This window comes from Microbacterium pumilum (assembly GCF_039530225.1).
Lineage (GTDB): Bacteria > Actinomycetota > Actinomycetes > Actinomycetales > Microbacteriaceae > Microbacterium > Microbacterium pumilum.
This window is the reverse complement of sequence record NZ_BAAAOH010000001.1, coordinates 4,158,767-4,179,359: the sequence shown is the minus strand read 5'-3', so window position 1 is coordinate 4,179,359 and position 20,593 is coordinate 4,158,767. Positions and strand designations below refer to the sequence as shown.

The 20,593-nt window shown below is 63.3% G+C and carries 13 protein-coding genes and 1 pseudogene; 7 read left to right on the top strand and 7 right to left on the bottom strand.

What is annotated here, in order from left to right:
• Positions 1 to 12 precede the first annotated feature (12 nt).
• From ABD188_RS18815 to ABD188_RS18800, 4 genes are read right to left on the bottom strand one after another with little or no spacing between them, the layout of a single operon-like run.
• Entirely contained in the window at positions 13 to 645 is a 633-nt protein-coding gene (locus ABD188_RS18815) for a bifunctional 4-hydroxy-2-oxoglutarate aldolase/2-dehydro-3-deoxy-phosphogluconate aldolase (RefSeq protein WP_344066005.1), read from the bottom strand.
• Positions 642 to 1,556, bottom strand: a complete 915-nt coding sequence (locus tag ABD188_RS18810) for a sugar kinase (RefSeq protein ID WP_344066002.1) — start codon at positions 1,554 to 1,556, stop codon at positions 642 to 644. Before ABD188_RS18810 ends, ABD188_RS18815 begins: the two co-directional genes overlap by 4 nt.
• Positions 1,553 to 2,752, bottom strand: coding sequence for a mannonate dehydratase (uxuA, locus tag ABD188_RS18805; protein WP_344065998.1), 1,200 nt, complete (start codon positions 2,750 to 2,752; stop codon positions 1,553 to 1,555). The genes ABD188_RS18810 and uxuA overlap by 4 nt, the downstream gene beginning before the upstream one ends.
• Positions 2,753 to 2,776: 24 nt before the next feature.
• A complete protein-coding gene (locus tag ABD188_RS18800; protein WP_344065995.1) occupies positions 2,777 to 6,274 on the bottom strand; it encodes a glycosyl hydrolase 115 family protein in 3,498 nt (1,165 codons plus the stop codon).
• Positions 6,275 to 6,711: 437 nt separating this feature from the next.
• On the opposite strand from ABD188_RS18800, the gene ABD188_RS18795 reads away from it, so the two are divergent.
• The gene (locus ABD188_RS18795; RefSeq protein ID WP_344065992.1) at positions 6,712 to 9,603 is read left to right on the top strand and encodes a glycoside hydrolase family 2 TIM barrel-domain containing protein; all 2,892 of its coding nucleotides are present in this window, start codon (positions 6,712 to 6,714) and stop codon (positions 9,601 to 9,603) included.
• A 65-nt stretch (positions 9,604 to 9,668) separates the two neighbouring features.
• Here ABD188_RS18795 and ABD188_RS18790 read toward each other — a convergent pair whose 3' ends face one another.
• Positions 9,669 to 10,457 (bottom strand): substrate-binding domain-containing protein, encoded by a 789-nt coding sequence (locus ABD188_RS18790; protein ID WP_344067247.1) that lies wholly within the window; start codon positions 10,455 to 10,457, stop codon positions 9,669 to 9,671.
• 63 nt (positions 10,458 to 10,520) lie between these two features.
• Positions 10,521 to 10,643, bottom strand: a pseudogene (locus ABD188_RS18785) (LacI family DNA-binding transcriptional regulator); the annotation flags it as partial.
• A gap of 197 nt (positions 10,644 to 10,840) precedes the next feature.
• On the opposite strand from ABD188_RS18785, the gene ABD188_RS18780 reads away from it, so the two are divergent.
• The 5 genes from ABD188_RS18780 to ABD188_RS18760 all read left to right on the top strand — a co-directional run bounded on the left by ABD188_RS18780 (position 10,841) and on the right by ABD188_RS18760 (position 15,169).
• Positions 10,841 to 12,169, top strand: a complete 1,329-nt coding sequence (locus tag ABD188_RS18780) for an ABC transporter substrate-binding protein (RefSeq protein ID WP_344065989.1) — start codon at positions 10,841 to 10,843, stop codon at positions 12,167 to 12,169.
• Between the two features lie 152 nt (positions 12,170 to 12,321).
• The gene (locus ABD188_RS18775) at positions 12,322 to 13,320 is read left to right on the top strand and encodes a carbohydrate ABC transporter permease (protein ID WP_344065986.1); all 999 of its coding nucleotides are present in this window, start codon (positions 12,322 to 12,324) and stop codon (positions 13,318 to 13,320) included.
• A 32-nt stretch (positions 13,321 to 13,352) separates the two neighbouring features.
• Positions 13,353 to 14,249: a carbohydrate ABC transporter permease gene (locus ABD188_RS18770; protein WP_425561385.1), complete on the top strand. Its 897-nt coding sequence runs from the start codon at positions 13,353 to 13,355 to the stop codon at positions 14,247 to 14,249.
• A gap of 163 nt (positions 14,250 to 14,412) precedes the next feature.
• Positions 14,413 to 14,985: a hypothetical protein gene (locus ABD188_RS18765; protein ID WP_344065983.1), complete on the top strand. Its 573-nt coding sequence runs from the start codon at positions 14,413 to 14,415 to the stop codon at positions 14,983 to 14,985.
• Positions 14,963 to 15,169, top strand: coding sequence for a LacI family DNA-binding transcriptional regulator (locus ABD188_RS18760; RefSeq protein WP_344065980.1), 207 nt, complete (start codon positions 14,963 to 14,965; stop codon positions 15,167 to 15,169). Before ABD188_RS18765 ends, ABD188_RS18760 begins: the two co-directional genes overlap by 23 nt.
• A 296-nt stretch (positions 15,170 to 15,465) precedes the next feature.
• Here the strand turns inward: ABD188_RS18760 and ABD188_RS18755 are convergent, their stop codons facing one another.
• Positions 15,466 to 16,218 (bottom strand): GntR family transcriptional regulator, encoded by a 753-nt coding sequence (locus tag ABD188_RS18755; RefSeq protein WP_344065977.1) that lies wholly within the window; start codon positions 16,216 to 16,218, stop codon positions 15,466 to 15,468.
• A gap of 969 nt (positions 16,219 to 17,187) precedes the next feature.
• Between ABD188_RS18755 and ABD188_RS18750 the strand changes: the two genes are divergently transcribed.
• Entirely contained in the window at positions 17,188 to 20,265 is a 3,078-nt protein-coding gene (locus ABD188_RS18750; RefSeq protein WP_344065974.1) for a beta-glucosidase, read from the top strand.
• Positions 20,266 to 20,593 lie beyond the last annotated feature (328 nt).

Here is a 20,593-nt window from a genome sequence, read left to right as displayed (position 1 = left end):
GTCGTGTCCGCTTTACTCAGGAGACAGCGGAGAGGTCGACGTCGGTCTCCCGAGGATCGGCGTCAGCTTGGTGATTTGTTCCTCGCTGTCGAAGGCCGAGCCAAGTGCAACGACGCGGCAGCCGGCGTCGAGGAACGACTGCGCCGTCTCCGGCGTAACGCCCCCGGTCGCGACGAATCGTACTTGGGGGAAAGGGCCATGCTGGTGTCGTATCCAGGCAGGGCCGAGCCGCTCCGCGGGAAAGGCTTTGAGCCAGGTGAAGCCGGCGCGGAGCGCCGCTTGGATCTCGGTTCCGGTTGCGACGCCAGGGACGTGGGGGAGACCGCGAGCGACGCTTGCAGCGGCGACGATCGGATCGAAGCCGGGAGCGACCGTGAAAGCTGCGCCTGCATCCGCGACAGCATCGAGCTGGTCTGCCGACACGATGGTTCCCGCCCCGACGTCGAAGCCACGCTCACGCGCGGCGGACGCGATGACACGAAGTACCGAGAGATCGTCGGGTGCCATCACCGGAACCTCCATGATGCGCACCCCGACGTCCCAGGCGGCTTCAGCGAGCTGCATGGTGCGCTCAAGGCCCTGCCTGCGGAAGATGCCCATGACGGGAACCTCCCCGAATGTCTCGCTGAAGTACTCGTCGCTCATCGTCCTGCTTCTTCCTCGTCGGGGATTGCGGTGTCGTAGGGGCTGCGTAGCACGGCTGCTGCCGATTCGTGGCCTATCTGGAGTCGAACCGCGGCGTCGTTGCCTCGCAGATACCCGGCAATCCAGCCCGCTGCGAAGGCATCCCCTGCCCCGACCGGCTCGACGACCTCGACCGCTGAAGCGGCAATCCGCACCGTTGCGCTGGAGTGGAACTCGACGGCTTCGATCGCGCCGTCCTTCACGATGAGGTGGGAGACTGCCGGGAGCAGCCTCCTTACCGAGTCGACGGTAGTCGTACCCCATAATGACTCGGCCTCGTCGCGGCCGACGAAAACTATGTCGGCGCGACGGGCGAGCTTCAGGAGCACGGATGCCGCCACATCGTGGCATCCCCAGAGTGCGGGTCGGAAGTTGACGTCGAAGCTTGTGATGGCAGGCGCCATTGCTCCGTTCAGGATGTTCTCGACCATGGTGCGGGCGGAGTCCGATAACGCAGGCGTCACGCCGCTGACATGCACCACGCGAGCAGCCGGAAACCGTGCGATGTCGGCCAGGGAGAGGCTCGAAGCGGCCGAGTCTGTCCGATAGTAGAAGACTCTGGAGCCGGTCGGTGAAGGCTCCTTGACCATGAGGCCGGTACGTCTGAGCGGGTCTGCGGTCACCGCAGAAGTGTCCACGCCCCGACCGAGGACGCTTCCGGTCACGAGCGCACCCAGTGGATCGTTTCCCACGCGCGACGCCCACGCGGCCCGAACCCCGAGACGGGCCGCTCCGATGGCGACGTTACTCTCGGCGCCACCGGCACTCAGCGCCAGCGACGCGCCCATCGTCAGACCGCCTTCCTTGCCGGCGCTGACGAGTGCCATCGTCTCACCGATGGTCAGCAGTTCGTGGTCCATGGTGTCGCTCACCCAACAGGTGACAAAGTGTCCAGACCGCGCGAGACGGCGAGTTCGACTCCGCGCAACTCCGCCATGCCCTTGAGCCGGCCGATGAGCGCATACCCGGGGTATGTCGTGCGGGACCGGTCATCGAGGAGGAGGTGCCCGTGGTCTGGTCGCATCGGGATAACGGCGGCGTCCTCGCCGGCGGATGTTCGACGGCGCTCCTCGCGGACCAGCTCGCTGATAACCGCAACCATATCCGAGCCCCCGTCGATGTGGTCGTCCTCGAAAAAGCTCTTGCCGTCCGCCTCGATTGTCACGTTGCGCAGGTGAGCGAAATAGATGCGGTCGGCGAACCGTCGCGTCATCTCGACCACATCGTTCGTCGCGATCGATCCATACGAGCCGATGCACATTGTGAGACCGTTCGCCCATGATGGGGCCGCCTCAAGCAGCCATTGCGCGTCGTCGGCATTGGACACGACGCGCGGCAGTCCGAACAAGCTGCGCGGCGGGTCGTCGGGGTGGATCGCCAGGCGGACGTTTGCTTCTTCTGCCGCGGGGACGATGGCCCGCAAGAAGTCGCCCAGATTCTCACGGATGTCGAGCGAGGTAAGGCCGGCGTAGTTGGCCAGGCTCGAGCGGAGGGAGTCGAGGTCGTACGTCTCCTCAGAACCGGGCAGACCCAGCAGCACAGTGGCATTGAGCTCGGCGGCATCGCCCTCGCTGGCGGTCTGGAAGTACTCCCTTGCCAGAGTGATCTCAGCGGGGTTGTAATTCTGCTCGGCACCAACCCGCTGCAGCACGAACAGGTCGAATGCCGTGTGAGCTACGAAGTCGAATCGCATGGCGAAGCCGCCATTGGGCAACGCGTAGCGCTGCTCGGTCCGCGCCCAGTCGATCACCGGCATGAAGTTATAGCAGACGGTCCGCAAACCACATGCCCCGAGATTGCGCAGTGTCTGCGCGTAGTTCACGATCGCACGATCGCGCTCAGGACCACCCCATTTGATGTGCTCGTGGACGGGTACCGACTCCACCACCGACCACGTCATCCCCGCAGCCTCGATGACCGCTTTGCGGCTGAGGATCTCTTCGATGGGCCACACCTCCCCATTGGGAATGTGGTGAAGCGCGGTCACGATGCCGGTCGCATCTGTCTGGCGAATCTCATCGAGACTGATCGGGTCATTGGGGCCGAACCAGCGCCAGGTGTGCTCCATCGGGGTTTCTCTCCTGCGGGATCTTCAGTTGGCGGATCGGCTAGCCAGCACGGGAGCGGCGGAAGCGGGAGCGCCACGCGTTGTTGCGTGCCAATTTGCATCGACGGGCGGCAGTTCGTCGCCGAGGGTAAGGTAGACGCGATCGATCCGCAGGCCCGACTTTCGCGCGTGAATGGAGAAGGTGTGGGGGCCTTCGTCGATCTCGAGATCTGAGAGGTGTGCCCAGATCCAGGCCTGACGGGCACCGTAGGTGCAAAGCGATCCGCCGGAGAACTGCTCTTCGACAAGCTGAGGGACGCCGTCGAGCGCGATGACGCAAGAGTCGTCCTGATCGTCCTGGAACGACAACAGTAGCCATACGCGAAAAGTCCCGCCGCCGATGACGTCTATCGCGAAGTGCATACCCGGGGCCTCGAGGGGCTCCTCCCAGGAGAGCCCGCGTGGTCGCACATGCATAGCGAGTCCAGTGCGAGCTGCCGTCTCGGCCTGGGTCTGCACCCAGTCCGACGAGTCGCCGTCGGCCTGCGTGCGCCAGGCGTGCTTGGTATCGGCGAGGGCATCCTCGACCTCGAACGCGATCACCCCGTTCTTCTGGGCTAGCGGGCCTAGACCGACATCCGCCATCAGGTCCTTCGTGGTCGGCGGGGACGACTTCGACGGCCATGAACTGAGACGCTGCTGAGCGACCGCGATCGCCTTCCGATTCGTCGTCTCGCCGTCCCAGAACCGACGGTCGGCATAGAGCTGGTCGGCGAGGGGGACGTCATCCGGCGCGCACCGATAGAGGTCGCGCAGCAAGGCATCCATCTCGCCGAGGTCTATCGCCGCCGGATCCACTTCGACGCCGAAGGTCGAACCACGTTCGCTGTGTGCGCTGAATTCAGGTCCAAGATTGGAGTGGGCGGGCTCGGCGGTGAAGATGACGAGCTTGGAGATCGTGAACCACGGATCGATCCCGTGCAGATTGATCGTGTGGTTGCCCGCGGTGAGGGACGGTAGGTCCACACGCAGCCTCTCGACGTTGTCCTGGACACCGGAGCGCCAGTTGCCGCGATGCTCGTCGGTGGACGGGCTCTCTACGGTGAGCGGTGCTCCGCCGTCGATGCTCACCCCGACGCGGATTCGCCCTGTCGAGTCGAGCGATGGCAAGCGGTGAAGCTCGAGGATGTGAGCCCCAGCTGTCGTGAAATGCACGTCGAACGATGCCGTCGCGATCGCGTCATCACTACCTGCGGCTGTGCCGGCGTGCATCTGGAGCGCCGCGTTGCCGTACCGGCCGAGATCGGGCACGATCACCCACGCCTGATCTCCATGGGAAGTGAGCCTGTCAGGCTGTGCCGGATCGATGCAGAGCACGCCTTCGGCTTCAATCCAACCCGTGGCGTCCGTGCCCCTACCGGATTCACATCGCACAGTCACTGAGATGTCGATGACGTCACCGGTTTCGGGAGCGATCACCCGGATTCGCCCGCTACGACCTCCCAGCGCGTCGGCATCGTCAGTAAGACGCACGACGAGCCGGCGCTCGGAGTCGACGATCCCCTCCGGCGGTGACACCTCTATCCAGGGGTCGGACTCGACGCGGAACCGAGTGCCCGGCAAACCGGTGGCGAAGACCTCGATCCACTTCTCAATGCGGCCGTACGGCTCGAAAATGATTGTGCGCTCGGTGGTTGTGCCTGCGCCCCACACGAGGACGCCCAAACCTGCGCCATCGATCCGCAACGCGGGTGTTCCCGCTGCGTGCAGCGGCATGACCGGCGGTGGGAAAGCCTCCGGCGTGAATATTCCATCCCAGCGACCCTCCGACATGATGCGGTTGTAGAAGTGAATGAGCTGACGACGGTGATCGCCGAAACGGCGAGCGGTCGCGAGATGTGCGTCAGCGGCAGCGAACTTGCCCTGGCCGTGGGCGAGGGTGCTGCGATCCGCGTACACGAACTCGGCGTTGACCAGGTAGGCCATGTGGATTTTGATGGCGAACACCTCGAAGAAGGAGTCGCGCTCCGCAGCGGGCAGCTCGGCGAGTAGAGCGTTCGCCTCGTCGAACAGCGCGTGAAGGCCGGCCAGACGGCGGCCGGCTTCATCTCCATACCCGATCTGGGCGAACACTTCGGCCGAGAGGTGCTCGTACTTTCGCTGGTTGTTGAGTTGGTAGTACCGGGCGTAAATATCGGCGGCGCGTGTTCCCAGAGAGCCGGAGAAGGTGTCGTCGACCCATCGGGCGACGAAGTCGCGAATGTCAGAGGTCGACGTTTCGCGACCTGCCTCCCACGCGCTGCGGAGGAAGAACTCGGTCTCGATCTCCAGAGGCTTGAGGCCACCGACATTGTCAATCCACAGATGGCGGATGCCGCCCGCCCAGGCCTTCGTCAGTTCAGAGCGCATAAGAGAGAGCGGGGTGGACGAGGTGCCCAGGTAGCTCGTCGTGTAGTTCGACCAGTACGACGAGTGGTAATAGAGGCCGTGCCCGCCTGCACGCGCGCGTTCGGTCTCTGACGGGAAGCGACGAAGATAGCCGAAGTTATCATTCGCCCAAACGAGCGTCACGTCATCTGGAACCTCGAGCCCAGCGTCGTAGAGGGGAAGGACTTCCTTGTACGGAATGAACAGCTGGGGCGCGTGGTCCGGGGTGACACCGAGGGCCTCGGACAAAATGCTTCGCTGGTCGTGGATTGCTTCCTGCAGCAGTGCCACGCGCGCGCGAGCCTTCCCATTCTCATCGAGCGTTTCGTCGCTGTCGATTGCCTTCGTCTCGAAACCCGAGTCGTGCACACCGCGGACGCCGAGCGTCCATGTCACCTCGTAGTCGCTGTTCTGCTCGACGCTGTCCCGCCAATAGTCACGGAGGCTCTCGCGATTCGCGCCTGCGAGCGAGTAGTCATACTCGACGGGCTCGGCCCGCGCGTCCGCCCACGGCTGGAACTCGTGATTGTTGCTGCGAAGCAGGATGTCACAATGACTGGTGCCGACCACGATGCCCATCTCGTTCGCGAGACGGCCGTTCTCCGGGTCGTGATTGAACGCACCGATGTGCATGGCCGGCCAGATGTAGTTTCCCCCGAGTCGCAGCAGGAGCTCGAACACTCGCTCGTAGGTCTCGGGGCCGATGGTGTCGTCGGCGGTGTGCTGACGCGCCCAGTGGTACAGCTCCTCCTCGTCGTTGATGAAGACGCCGCGGTAGCGCACGGAAGGCCAGTCCGAGATCCGCGTGTCGCTCGCGACGGTCACATGGTCACGCGGATGAATCGGTGCATCTGCCCACCAGTGCCACGGGGACACCCCGATCGCCCTGGCGAACTCGTACACCGCATAGACGGTGCCGCGGCGGTCCGTGCCCACTAGATAGAGCACCTCGTCCACGACCGCGATCGTGAAGCCCTCCCACCGCACGGCACCGTCCTCGTCATACAGCGCTGACACGTCAAGGCGCCCGGAGACGATCAGAGAATCGACGACAGGGGAGCGACCAATCGTGCCAACCACGATCCGGGCACCGACCGGGTCATCGCTAAGGGTCACCGTGGCGCCGACGAGTCTGCCAATGTCCGCCGCGAGGTTTGTCGCCGCACGCTGAACCGCTCGTTCTGAGGTAGCCACGGCCACAGCGACCCGCTCACCGCGTTCGGCAATCGTCGCACCGGCGCCTCGGTCGCGGGTGAGTTGATGGTGACGATGCGGCGTAGACGACATTGTTCTTCCTGGGACGGCCTCAGCGGAGTGATCGTTCACTGGCATTGTAGTGAACGATCACATTCCAGGTCAAATGTGTCGAGCATCGCCTTCTGCGCCGCGCGACTGCCGAACTGGGACCGTACCTTGGGAGCGGCTCGTTGACGACGTACATGGACGCCGATAGTCTTCAAAGAGTAAGGTGAACGATCACTTTATGACTACAATTGCCCCAACTCGGTGACCCCACCCCTCACCGCACCACCTTCGACCCGATGAGGAGCCCCGTGCCGTCGACCGGCAACACTGAACGCGCCTATGAGCGGTTCGAGACTGCCCGCGGAGTTCTTCCGCCGCGTGCTTGGGCTCGATCGGACGCGCCACGCATCGACTTGAACGGTCGCTGGCGCTTCCGACTGAGCCCCGACCCATCCGCGCCGATCGACTTCCTCGACGGTCTGCCCGCGGCATGGAGCGACATCGACATACCCTCTCACTGGCAGCTCCGCGGCCACGGCGCACCGATCTACACGAACCAGGCGTACCCGTTCCCGCTCGACCCGCCGCGCGTTCCCGACGATAACCCCACCGGCGACTACGTCCGCACCTTCGACGTACCCGAACTCTGGCGTGAGGGCCGAGTATTCCTCCGGTTCGAGGGTGTGGACTCGTTCGCCACTGTGTGGGTAAACGGGATCGAGCTCGGCTCCACGAGCGGTAGCCGCCTTGCGAATGAGTTCGACATCACTGAGAGCGTCCGACCAGGGGAGCGGAATGTGGTCGCCGTGCGCGTGCTCCAATGGTCCTCGAACAGCTACCTGGAGGACCAGGACATGTGGTGGCTTTCGGGGATTTTTCGCGACGTCAGCGTGGAGCTGCGGCGCGCGGGATCAATCGGGGACCACCGTATCCAGGCGGACTTCGATGCGCAGACCGGTACCGGCTTCCTCCGCGTGGACACAGACGTGCCCGCGACCGTGGTCGTAGAGGAGCTGGGGATCGACGCGCCAGTGGGCCAGCTCATCGCGATCGATCAGGTCGAGCCCTGGTCGGCGGAACAGCCCCGCCTCTACCGCGGCCGCATTGTCGGCTCCGGAGAGATCATCGAAATCGTTGTCGGGTTCCGCAGGGTCGAGGTCGACGATGGTCTGATCAAGGTCAACGGCCGTCGCGTTCAGTTCCGTGGCGTCAACCGTCACGACTTCCATCCCGAGCAGGGTCGGGCAGTGGACGCCGAGACGATGCTGTCCGATGTGCTGCTGATGAAACGCCACAACATCAACGCTGTGCGCACGAGCCACTACCCACCGCACCCGCATTTTCTCGAACTCTGCGATAAATACGGCCTCTGGGTCATCGACGAGTGCGACTTCGAGACGCACGGGTTCGGCGCCGAGGGTGACGACCCCGGTGCCGGCAATCCGGTCGACGACGTGCGCTGGCAGAGTGCGCTGGTCAGCCGGATGCGGCGCATGGTGGCTCGCGATCGCAACCACCCGAGCATCGTCATGTGGTCTCTTGGAAACGAGTGCGGCCCGGGCGTCAACGTGGAGGCGATGTCATCGGCGGCACGAGAGCTCGACTCGACTCGTCTGATCCACTATGAGCGCGACTTCACCAGCGCTCAGGTTGACGTTTACAGCCGCATGTATCTCACCTACGAAGAGGTCGAACAGATCGGACGCGGCGATGAGCCGCCACTCGACGACCCTGCGCTCACCGCGCATCGGAATGCACAACCGTTCATCCTCGCCGAGTACGCCCACGCCATGGGCAATGGCCCGGGCGGTCTTTCCGAGTATCAAGAGCTGTTCGACCGCTATCCGCGGCTCCAGGGCGGGTTCGTCTGGGAGTGGATCGACCACGGACTTCGCACGACGGACACCTCCGGCCGAACCTTCTGGGCGTACGGCGGCGACTTCGGGGAAGAACTGCACGACGGCAATTTCGTCGCCGACGGGCTCCTCTTCCCCGACCGCACCCCGTCGCCGGGACTGCTCGAGCTCAAAAAGGTGCTTGAGCCCGTGCGCCTCGACCTGGTGACGGGTGGCATCCGGGTAACAAATGCTCAGGACATCGTCGGGACCTCCCTATTCTCAGCGGAGTGGGTACTCGAGGAGGAGGGGATCGCACGCGCACGGGGATCGTTCCCCCTTCCGGATATCTCGGCGCGAGGCGAGTCAGTCGTGCCGCTGCCGGACTTCCCTGCTACGGACGCCGAGACCTGGTTCACCGTCCGCATCGTTCTCGCAGCGAGTACCTCCTGGGCGTCAGCCGGACACGAGCTCTCGGCGTCGCAGTGGCAAATCCGCCCTCCGCAGTCGGTGGCAGCAGTGCGCCACGCACCCGTCGCCGCACCTCTTGTCGCCGCACCTCTTGTCGGCCCGGGCGAGTTCGATGCGCGCGGTAGGCTGCAGCGATTCGCAGGCATCGACCTCGTCTCGCCGTGCCTGGATGTCTGGCGTGCACCGATCGACAACGACTTCGGCTACTACGGCGAGCCGCTCGAGCCGTTCTGGCGGGCTGAGGGATTGCATCGCATGCAGCAGCGCGTGGACTCCATCCGGTGGACGGATGCCGATTTGCAAGTGATTACCCGCACCGGCGCGGCCGGGTCGCGGCTCGCACTGCTGAGCACATGGCGCTGGTCGACCGACGGAGCTGACCTGCGGTTGTCGCTCACGGTCGAGCAGGTCGGCGACTGGACGGTACCGCTGCCACGGCTCGGTATACGGATGGGCCTTCCGGCCTTCGTACACACTGTCGAATGGTTCGGTCGCGGGCCGGGTGAGGCATACTCCGATTCCGCCCGTGCCCAGCTCGTGGGACGCTATGCAAGCGAAGTCGACGACCTCCAGACACCGTACTTGATGCCGCAAGAGAACGGGAACCGCCTGGACGCCCGTTGGGTGGTGTTCGGGATTGGGGGCAATCGAGGGCTGCGCGTCTCGTCGCTGGAGCCGTTCTCGTTCACCACGCGACGGTGGACGAGCGAGGATCTCGACGCTGCGAAGCATCCGAATGACCTAGTAGCGGGGGATCGGGTGTGGCTGAATCTCGATGTTGCGCAATACGGTCTCGGCTCAGCCTCCTGCGGGCCAGGAGTGCATCCCCGCTACTTGCGCGAGCTCTTTCCGGCTCGCCTCGACCTGCGGTTCGCTGTCGGCGACGCCCAGTGATGTAGGAGTCTGAAAGCGCTGTCACGGGTCGGCCCATCGCGGCGACGGGCTCCCTTTCGTCCGACCTAGCCGTGCGGCGCGGGACCGGTGGACTCGCGCCAGACAATTCTGCTGACGGACTCCTCGGATGGCTGAGGTGCCTCGTCACGGAGCTTCGCGATCAGCCGCGCCATCGCGTTACCTCCGATGCGCTCGAGATTCAGGTCGACCGAAGTCAGCGAGGGAGTGAGGAAGGCGCTCCCAGGGGCGTCATCCCATCCGGTAAGGCTCACATCACCCGGGACATCCCACCCTCGCTGTGTGGCGGCGCGCAAAGCACCCATGGCGACGAGGTCGTTCGCAGCGACGATGGCTGTCGGTTCATGTCCGCTTCGGATCGACTGGACCGCTGCTATTCCGGATTCGCCCGACCAGTCGCCGCCGTACACTCCCATGGATTCCAGCCCGAGCCGGCCGACGGTTTCTCGGAACGCCGTGGCACGGGCCCGGGCCGATGCAAACTGGGCGGGACCCGCGATGTGGAAGAAGCGCCGATGTCCGAGCATCGCAAGGCGCTCGATGATCTCGACGATCGGGGCGGCGTCGGCGAGCTGGCCGATCCCGCGCATTTCGTCGTCGAACTCTGCAGCTATCACGATTGCGGTGTCTGCCGGTAGATCCGCGTCGGGTATATCGACAGACGAGAACGACAGGATGCCGTCGACCATATGACCGTCGGCAAGCTCCAGGATTCGCGTCGCACGGGCACCCGCTCCACCCTCGGGGCTAATGATCTCGACCTTGTATCCGGCGTCGTGGGCGGTGCGTGTTGCGCCGGACAGCATCATGCTGGGATTGAAGGTGAGTGATGGCATGACGACTGCGACCCGACCCGTCACGCGGCCGCGCATCGACCGCGCCGCGATGTTTGGTCGATAATTGAGCTCAGCGATCGCGGCCTGAACGCTCTCGCGGGTGCGTGGCTTCAGGCCTTCCCCGTTGAATCGCAGATACCTGGAAACTGTCTGATGAGACACTCCGGCTAAGCGCGCGACTTCCATGATCGTGGGGCGGCGCCCCGATGCCGCTCGGGCAATCATGATCGGCTCCTCTTGCTTCAGGGTCTGATCACATCACGGTACGGGAAGATCGCGGTGAACGATCACAAATCGGTACAGAAACTTCAGAAAGTACGTTGACTAGTTTGGTGATCGTTCACTATAGTGATCCACACCACCAATAGTGAACGAACACTTTCATGGAAAGGACGAAGATGTTCCACAGTAAGAAGCGGGTATTCACCGGCGCCGCACTCGCGGCCGGCACAGCCCTGATCCTGGCTGGCTGCGCCAGCGGAGGAAGCGCGCCCGATGCCGCAGCCACGTTCGACCCTAACGAGAAAGTCACCCTCGACTTCGCCTTCTGGGGCAACGACGTACGTGGCGACCTCTACAACCAGGCAATCGAAGCCTTCAATGAGGAATACCCGAACATCACCGTGAACTCGACGTTCCTCGCCTGGGATGAGTACTGGGAGAAGCGTCAGACAGAAGCCGCTGGCAAGAACCTGCCGGATGTTTTCCAGATGGATATGACGTACGTCCGCCAGTACTCAGAGAACGGTCTTCTCGCCGACCTCAGCCCATACCTCGGCAGCATTATCGCGACCGACGGATACGAGGAGAATGTGCTCAACATCGCGAAGGTCGGTGACGCCGTAGCAGGGATGCCCGTCTCGACGAACGCCCTCGGCATGTTCGAGAACCCGACGCTCGCCGACGAGGTGGGCATCGCTCCATTCGGCGGTGGCTCGTGGGATGACTACATCGACTGGCTGTATGACGCGCGTGACGCGGCCGATGCGGGCGGGCTCGAGGTGTGGGGCGGGAGCAACCCGACCGGCTTCATTCAGACTTTCGAACTCGCGCTTCGCTCTGAGGGCAAGGCGGTCTTCAACGAGGACGGCGAGATCGGCTTCACCAAGGAGGACCTGGCCGACTTCTGGAACCAAGGCACCCCGCTCATCGAAGACGGCGTTGTGATCCCGCAACAGCGAATTGAAGAGTTGGCGCCGCTAACGGGCTTCGACTCAGCAAAGCAGCTCAGCGAGATCACATGGGACAACTTCGGCGCCGGCTATCTTGCCAACCTGGGAGAGGCCTATCCCGAGCTGGACCTCGTCGCCCCGCCAGTCTTCAAGGAGGGCGCCAAGGATCTCTACCTGAAGGCGGGCATGCTGCTGTCGGCCGCACAGACCAGCGACCACCCGCAGGCCGCCGCCACGTTCATCGACTTCATGGTGAACAGCCCTGAAGCTGGCGCGATCTTTGGTACAAACCGGGGACTACCGGCTTCTTCGACCCAGCGCGACGGTGTCGAGCTCGATGCCACGGCGCAGCAGATCCTCGACTATGAGGCGTCGATTGCGGACCGTCTCGGTGACCCGCCCCCGGTGCCGATCATCGGCTATGGCTCCGTCGAGGCCAAGTTCAAGGAGCTCGGCCAAGAGCTCGGCTTCGGAACCATCACCGTGGACGACGCCGTCGATCAACTCTTCACTGAGATCGACGTCATCCTCAACCAGTGACCCCCAGGTGGGGGAGCCCCGTCCTCGGGCTCTCCCACCTTGGCTGGCCGCCAACACCCTCGGTGCGGCGTTCGGCACTGAGGGCACCCGCGAGCGGGTTGGGGTCCAGCCCCCATACCTCGCTCGACGTCACCAGCGCATCGGAGTCACGAATGTCAACCACATCAACCAGAGTGATCACGACAGGAAAGACCGCGTCGGGCCGCAGTCTGTTCCGTCGTCGTTACGGTGAGAGCGACCTTCCGCGGCCTGGTCAACGTTCGCGGCTTCGGAAGGAGACACTTGCCGGGTACGGGTTCCTTGTCCCTTGGCTGCTGGGATTCTTCGGTCTCACGCTCCTCCCGATGGCCTACTCGCTGTACCTCTCGTTCACCAACTACAACATCTTCAGTGCGCCGAAATGGATCGGGCTGGACAACTACGTCCGGATGTTCACGAGCGACCCATCGTTCACACAGTCCGCGCAGATCACCCTCGTCTACGTGGTAGTCGGCACGCCGATCACGTTGGCCGCGGCGCTAGGTGTCGCGATGCTGCTGAACTACCGTGACCGGGGGGCGGGGTTCTTCCGGTCCTCGTTCTACGCACCGTCGTTGATCGGCGGGTCGGTGTCGATCGCGATCGTGTGGCGGGCGATGTTCGGCAACGACGGACCCGTCGACACCATCCTGTCGTCGATCGGCATCGACCTGGGCGGCTGGATCGGCAACCCCGCGCTGGTTCTGCCCGCTCTGATCCTCTTGGCGATCTGGCAGTTCGGCGCGACGATGGTGATCTTCCTCGCCGGGTTGAAGCAGATCCCGAAAGAGCTGTACGAGGCTGCCGAGATGGATGGCGCCGGCCCGTATCACCGGTTCCGGGCGGTGACGATTCCGCTGCTGTCGCCAGTGATCTTCTTCAACCTGCTGCTCGGCCTGATCGGCGCATTCCAGGTCTTCACGTCGGCCTACATCATCTCCAACGGCTCCGGCGGTCCCGCCGGGTCGACGAACTTCATCACCCTGTATCTCTACAAGAGAGGTTTCTCCGACGGCCAGATGGGCTACGCGTCGGCGATCGCTTGGGTCCTGCTCATTGTCGTCGCGATCATCGCCTACATCCTTTTCCGCACCCAGCGATCCTGGGTCCACTACTCGGGAGACGACCGATGACCACTGCAAGCTTCGGCGCCTCCGGCGTCCAGATGCTCGAAAGCCAGCTCACCGACGAACCCATGCCTCCTGCCCCGCGTCGACGGCGGGTGAAGCGCAAGACCTGGCAGACCATCGTCTGGTTCGTGATGCTGCTCGGCATCACCGCGGTCGTGCTCTATCCGCTGGTTTGGCTGTTTCTCGCCACCCTCAAACCGAATTCCGAGTTCGGCTCCAACCCAGGCCTGATCCCGAACAGCCCCACGTTCGAGAACTACGTGAAGGTCTCCGAAGGAATCGCGGGCGTGCCGCTGGCGAAGTTCTTCCTCAACAGTCTGATCATCGCCGTTGGTTCCGTGATTGGAACTGTCTTCTCCTCAGCCCTGGCGGCGTACGCGTTCGCTCGTATTCAGTTCAAGGGCCTTGGAATCCTGTTCGCCGCGATGATCGGCACGCTGCTGCTGCCGTTCCACGTGCTGATCATCCCGCAGTACATCCTGTTCAACAATCTCGGCCTGGTCGACACGTTCATCCCGCTGCTGCTGCCCAAGTTCCTCGCCACCGAGGCGTTCTTCGTGTTCCTGCTCGTGCAGTTCATCCGCCAGATGCCACGCGAGATGGATGAGGCGGCCCGCATCGACGGCGCCGGTCACTTCCGCATCTTCTGGTCGATCATCCTGCCGCTGATCAAACCCGCCCTCATCACCTGCTCGATCTTCGCGTTCATCTGGGCATGGAACGACTTCCTCGGGCCTCTCCTCTACCTGACGAGCCCCGAGAACTACCCGCTGCCCATCGCGCTGCGCCTCTACAACGACCAGTCCTCCACCAGCGACTACGGCGCCACCGCGGCCGCATCGTTCATCGCCCTCCTCCCCGTCCTCGCATTCTTCCTCGTCTTCCAGCGGTTCCTCGTCGACGGGGTGGCCACGCAGGGTCTGAAGGGCTGAAGTGGATCGTCGCCAACTGCAGGCTGTCCGTCGTGCCGATCGCGATGGCTCCGGCCCTACGCAGGTCGAGCGCCCACCACTCCGATTTCCGGGATCCGTAGGTGCGTTTGCTCTCTTCGGCGAAGTGCTACTCACGGGCGTGTTGGTTACAGCGGGAGGAATCATGGTTGTCACGCTGCCTGCGGCGCTGGCTGCCGGCATCCGCCACCTCCGCCGATATCTGAACGCCGACGAATCCCGCCAGCGACAGTTCTGGCGCGATTATTTGAAGGCGCTATCGGGCGGCCTCGCAGTCGGACTGGGGGCCAGCGCGATGGCGGTGATTCTCGTCGCCGACATCCTGCTCGCCAATCTATCCTCGCTTCCCGGGGGCGTCATCTTTGCCGCCGTCGGCTGGATCGGACTCATCGCCGTCGGCGTTTCCGTCCTCATGGGTAGCGCTTGTTGGAACCCCGATGCCGGCTGGGCGGGCGCGGTCCGCGCCATCCCGACCAAGGTGTGGATCGATCCGGTGGGCAGCCTCTCCCTCGGGTCCACCGTCATCTTCGTCGGAGTCGCAACATGGGCTCTCGTGCCCATGATCCTTCCATCGCTCGGTCTTGCCGTACTTGCCGTAGTCGCCATCCCTGAGCGTCGAAGTCGACGATTCTCATCGACGGACCGCTCGTCTCTCACGTTCGCAATGACCTCCCCACGCCTTCGTGCTGGAAGGAATGTCGATGGCAACCATTCGTGACGTCGCGACGACCGCGGGGGTTTCTCGCGGGACTGTCTCCCGGTATTTCAATCACCCGCACCTCGTATCAAATGGTGCATGCGTGAAGATCGAGAACGCTATTCACGATCTGGGTTACGTGCTGAACGACGAAGCGCATCAACTCGGACTGAAACGAAGGCCGCCGGTCGCTCCCGAACGGTAGCGCTTCGTCCCCGCATAGGACTGATCCCTGATCCCTGTGGCGCCTTGGGCTCATCGTAGGCCCGCGTTGACCCGTAGGCAAAGCGGCGCGCGTGTGGTGTGAATCGGGATAATGCTGCTCGGCCTCGACGGGTGGGATCATCCCGATGGTGCCTTGGAGCGACGATGGCTGAGCCAGTCGATATGTTCGGCGACCGCGAACACGAGGTCATCGATTGATCGCCAGGGCCGCGGTGGCGGACAAGCACGGCCTTGAACAGCGAGTTAAATGCTTCAGCGGGGTCATTGTCATAACCATTACCGCGGGAGACGACCGAGGTTGATGTTCGTGACTTCGGTGAATATGAGAGCGAAGGTACCGCGAATGTGCGAAGCCATCTGCTCCCTGGCCTCGTCCGCATCACCCTGTTCGATTGCGTTGCGCACTTCTTCGTGATCGTGATGGCGTGACCCGATGGCCCCCGCCAGCGGCTGAGTAGCGCCAGCGGTGGCGATCAGGAAGTCGCTTAGGTCCCACATTCTCCGACTGGACTCCACGATGATCTGCGAGCGTGCCATCTCGTGAATCTTCCCGTGAAAATCCCGATTGAGATTTCGGTAGTGGTGAGATCTGAACCCGGGATCTGGGTGCCCGCGAAGGCTCGCGATACGTGTAGAGATTTCTCGGAGCTCGCTTAGTTGTTCGTCGTCTCGACGGGAGGCCGCTGCGGCTGCCGCCGCGCCCTCGATCCCGGCGAACACGTCGTAGAAGTCAGCAATCTCGCGCACCGGATAGATCGACGCCACGCTCCCGACCTGGGGAATGATCTCGACAAGGCCGTCGGCTGAAAGTTGCCGCAACGCCTGCATGACCGGTTGCTTGCTCACGGCGAGTTCCGCGCGTACCTCCTCTACGGAGATGCGAGCACCCTGAGGGTACTCGCCGGATACCAACCGCTCCCGCAGAACTTCGTAGATCGATGTGGCTCTCTGGACCGCAGTCCGCGGCGACGACAGGCTCACTTGACCCTTCCTCCTTCGGGACCGAGTTCCGGGGTAGATGACTAGCATGCTACCTGCGGATCCCGGCATGCCGGCGGAGTTCATCGGCGTGCCCCGGACTGCAAACGAGCGACTGAACAATGGTGGTTGATGTCGACTCCGAGCGGGAAGCATCCCGCTTCCGTAGCAGTCGACGTTGCTGAGATCACTTGCGTTCTTGCGTTCTTGCGTTCTTGCATGCTTGTATCAGTTATCAAGTTCGATTCGCTTCAGCCCGGACCCTGCTGACGGCTTCTACTGACGAGGTAGTCAGGATGACCGCGACAGCATTTCCGTCTCATAGTTTTGAATCCGCGATCCAGCCCGCAATTGCGCGCGGCTGCGGAGCGATCGGCTCGGCTCGAGGCCGAGCGGTTGGCGCGCCCACGTCGGGCCCTTTGTATTCCGCGGACGCGTCCCTTCAATGTCTTCTCGGTTTCTCGGTTGCCGGCAAGCCTTCGCGCTCCGCGGGTGACGCGAGGAATTGAGGTTGCATCGATCTAAGTCAAGGACTTAGTCTAAGCACCGGAATAAGGTACCGCGAGTCTGGCGATCGCTCTCGTTGCTCAGTCTCACAACTAAACAGATTTGTCGGATCCGAGCTGGATCAGGCATTTCAGGTCGCTGAGAAGTTGAAACATCCCCTGAAGGGTTTGTTCACGTGCCGGTTCTTCATGAGCCGGTGGTGGGCGCTGCGATGATGCCGCTCGTAAGGCGTGGTCGCCGTCGACCCATCAGTGACTTGAACCCTCCATTCAACAGATCGAGGAGTTATCGATGTCTTCATCCCCAAGGCCCGCTGTGGGTCGAACGCGCGCGGCGGTTGCGCTAGCCGCTTCCGCGGCTCTACTGATTGCAACGCCCGGGTTTGCGAGTGCGGCGACCAACACTTCGGCGCCCGCCGCAGCGGAGACCGCCGTCAGCGCAGGTCCGTCCGCCTCTACCGGTTGGGAGGATTCGCAGGAAGCGACTGATCGTGCCGCGGCGCTTCTCGCGCAGATGACCGTCGAGGAGAAGGTCGACATGCTGCGCGGCGAGGTCAACAACTACTACGGGTTCTACAACGCCCCGATTCCCCGCCTCGGCATCCCCGCATTGACCATGGCTGACGGCCCTGCCGGTACGCGCATCGCGAACCCAGATGTGAACGGCCAGCGGTCGACAGAACTTCCGTCCCCCCTCGCACTGGCTGCGACCTGGGACGCGGCGCTCAGCGAGCAGTATGGTCAACTCGCAGCCGAGGAAGCGTTCAGCAGCGGTCACAACGTCCTGCTCGCTCCCGCAATCGATATGGCTCGTGTCGCACAGGCGGGTCGTGCGTTCGAAGCGTACGGTGAGGATCCGCTCCTGACAGGTACGATCGGCGCTGCCAATGTTCGAGGCATCCAGACGCAGCCCGTCATCGGAGATATCAAGCACTACAGCGTCTACACACAGGAGAACAACCGACTCATCGGCGGAAACGCCGTAGTCGACGAGCGCACCCTGCAGGAGATCTACACGCGGCCGTTCGCCATGGGAGTTGAGGATGGTCACGCCGGCTCGGCGATGTGTTCTTTCAACAAGATCAACGGGATCTATGCGTGCGAGAACGACGAACTCCTTAACACGATTCTGAAGGAGCAGCTTGACTTCCAGGGCTGGGTGATGAGCGACTACGGCGCAACCCACAGCACTGGTCCCGCCATCAACGGCGGACTCGATCAGGAGATGCCCGGAAACTTCAACCCCGCTGAGACGCCCGGCACCAGCCGGTTCGGGCAGGCGCTCATTGACGCAATTAACTCCGGCGAGGTCCCGATCGCTCGGGTGGACGACGCCGTGACGCGCATCCTGCGTCCGATGTTCGCCCTCGGGCTGTTCGACACGCCGCCTGTTATCGCGCCGCTGCCCGAGGCGGAGCACGGTGCTGAGGCCAGGAAGATCGCGGAGAGCAGTATGGTGCTGCTCAAAAACGACGCGGCGACGCTACCCCTTCTCAACGGCGTTGATTCCATCGCTGTGATCGGCGCCGACGCAGATGTCGCCGTGCAGGGCGGAGGCAGCTCCCAGGTGAAGCCCACCTACACTGTCAGCCCGCTCGAGGGGATCACCTCGCGCGCGGGGGACGACGTTGAAGTCACGCACATCGCGGGAACAGACCCGGTCACCGGAACCGCGCTGCTCACGGGTCCTCAGCCGATTTCGTCTGACTACCTCACGCCTTCGGCGGGAGATGGTAACGGTCTCCGCGCTGAGTACTTCTTCAACAACAGCTTCTCGGGCACGCCAGGTCTGGATCGGACCGAGCCATATGTGGGATTGAACGGTGGTTTCTTCCTCTTCGACGGGTTCAACTCATCCTCACCGCACTTCCCGCTGCAGCCGCGGTCGTTGAACACGCGCGATCTGTCCATTCGTTGGACGGGCACCGTGACCGCGCCGGCCGACGGGACGTATCAGTTGGCGCTCGTGTCAAAGGGAGCGACGACGGTGTATCTCGACGACGCGCCGATTTTCACGACGGCTTCGTCCGGTACGCCGATCACGAACACGCTTGACGTCGAACTCCTCGCCGGCGAGCCGCATGCTGTCCGTGTCGAGTACATCAACAATGTTCCGGACGCGCCGGGAGCATCCGGGGCGGCACCCGTGGTGAAGCTCGCTTGGACGGTACCCGAAGGCGTCGTCGCTCCACAGGCGACCGCAGCCGCCGAGTTGGCGGCCGCGTCGGACGTGGCTGTCGTTTTCGCGCGGGACTACTCGTCGGAAGGCACCGATCGTCCCAACCTGGATCTGCCGAACGGTCAAGAGGAGCTCATCCAGCAGGTCGCAGCGGCTAATCCCCGGACAATTGTTGTTCTCACCTCGGGAGCGGCTATTCAGACCAGCAACTGGGAGAGCGGCGTGCCCGCCATCCTTCAAGCGTGGTACGGCGGTCAGGAACAGGGCAACGCCATCGCCCGGATCCTGTTCGGTGACGTGAACCCGTCCGGTCGGCTGCCGATCACGGTGCCTGTCGATGAAGCGAGTACACCGGTCAGTACGCCCGCGCAGTACCCGGGCATCGGTCTGGACCAGCAGTTCTCAGAAGGAATCTTCGTCGGGTATCGCGGTTATGAAGAGTTCGGAATCGAGCCGCAGTACGCGTTCGGCCACGGACTGTCGTACACGAACTTCAAGTATTCCAAGCTCAAGACCCATGTGGACAAGGGCAAGGCGGGTGAGCCGAACCAGTTCCGTGCAGACGTGACTGTCACGAACACCGGAGCCGTTGCCGGACGTGAAACTGTCCAGGTGTATGCCGGGCAGCTGCCGACATCTGCTGTCGACACCGCTCAGAAGGCTCTTGCAGGCTGGACTCAGGTCACGCTGCAGCCGGGTGAGAAGAAGAAGGTCACCGTGACGCTCAATTCCAAGTCGCTGTCCTACTGGGACGTCGATCAGGACGAGTGGATCTTGCCTTCAGGTGTCGTCCCGGTGCTCGTGGGCGCCTCGTCTGCGGACGTGAGGCTGACGGGCGAACTGAAGGTCAAGTCCAGCGATGTTATCGTGCCGGTGGCGACGACCATCCCCGTGATCGAGGGAAACGTGGCCGTCGGCAAGGTGCTGAAGGCGACGCCTGGCGTTTGGGATCAGGGCGGGCTGAAGTTCACCTATCAGTGGTTGCGTGACGGAGCGTCGATCAAGGGCGCGACGAAGTCGGTGTACCGCGTCGCACTGGCTGATCAGGGCAAGCACCTGACGGTGCAGGTCATCGCAACGCCGAAGTCGGGGCCATCTGGTGTGAGCACCAGTGAACCCGTGTACGTCCGCTCAGCCGCTGTGGTGGTGGCGACGCCGAACAAGCTCGTGGGCACTCCCGCGACGGCGTTCACGCTGACTGTGCGGGTGAAGCCGCTTCTCAGCGGCGTCCGAGCGGAGGGGACCGTGACTGTCGAGGTGGATGGCAAGACATTCGAGGGCGTGCTCACGGGTGGTAAGGCTGTCATCGCCATTGGCAAGCACGCACGTGGCTCACATCCCGTGTCAGTGTCGTATCCCGGCAGCGACCTGGTGCAGCCCGCGAAGGGAGTCTCAGTCATCATCGTCCGGTAGATCTACCTGGGTCTGAGCGTGGGGTGGTGGGCATGGCGCTCACCACCCCACACTTGTGCACCCACGCGATCCCACGTTTCTCCACCGTGGACAAACTAGCATGCAAGCATGCTAGTTTGGGGTTACACCGTGGTCGCCACGGAATTGGGGGAAAGCTTTGTCTGGTGAGAACTCTCTTGACTCTCTTCACGATGAAGAACGTGTTCCGTTCGCTACCCGGGAGTGGCGGCTCGCAGTGACAACAGTTTCACTGGCGGCGCTGGCTTTGGTCGGGGCTGTTTGCGCACTGCTCTAGTTCGGCGTACGGCGTCTGCGATCGCCCGGCGAT

What these genes read in the sequence shown, in the direction of transcription:
- uxuA (WP_344065998.1), bottom strand. Translation starts at nt 2,752, where the DNA reads ATGGAGCACACCTGGCGCTGGTTCGGCCCCAATGACCCGATCAGTCTC.
- ABD188_RS18775 (WP_344065986.1), top strand. Translation starts at nt 12,322, where the DNA reads ATGTCAACCACATCAACCAGAGTGATCACGACAGGAAAGACCGCGTCG.
- ABD188_RS18755 (WP_344065977.1), bottom strand. Translation starts at nt 16,218, where the DNA reads ATGCTAGTCATCTACCCCGGAACTCGGTCCCGAAGGAGGAAGGGTCAA.
- ABD188_RS18790 (WP_344067247.1), bottom strand. Translation starts at nt 10,457, where the DNA reads ATGCCATCACTCACCTTCAATCCCAGCATGATGCTGTCCGGCGCAACA.
- ABD188_RS18760 (WP_344065980.1), top strand. Translation starts at nt 14,963, where the DNA reads ATGTCGATGGCAACCATTCGTGACGTCGCGACGACCGCGGGGGTTTCT.
- ABD188_RS18780 (WP_344065989.1), top strand. Translation starts at nt 10,841, where the DNA reads ATGGAAAGGACGAAGATGTTCCACAGTAAGAAGCGGGTATTCACCGGC.
- ABD188_RS18765 (WP_344065983.1), top strand. Translation starts at nt 14,413, where the DNA reads ATGGTTGTCACGCTGCCTGCGGCGCTGGCTGCCGGCATCCGCCACCTC.
- ABD188_RS18750 (WP_344065974.1), top strand. Translation starts at nt 17,188, where the DNA reads ATGACCGTCGAGGAGAAGGTCGACATGCTGCGCGGCGAGGTCAACAAC.
- ABD188_RS18815 (WP_344066005.1), bottom strand. Translation starts at nt 645, where the DNA reads ATGAGCGACGAGTACTTCAGCGAGACATTCGGGGAGGTTCCCGTCATG.
- ABD188_RS18770 (WP_425561385.1), top strand. Translation starts at nt 13,353, where the DNA reads ATGCTCGAAAGCCAGCTCACCGACGAACCCATGCCTCCTGCCCCGCGT.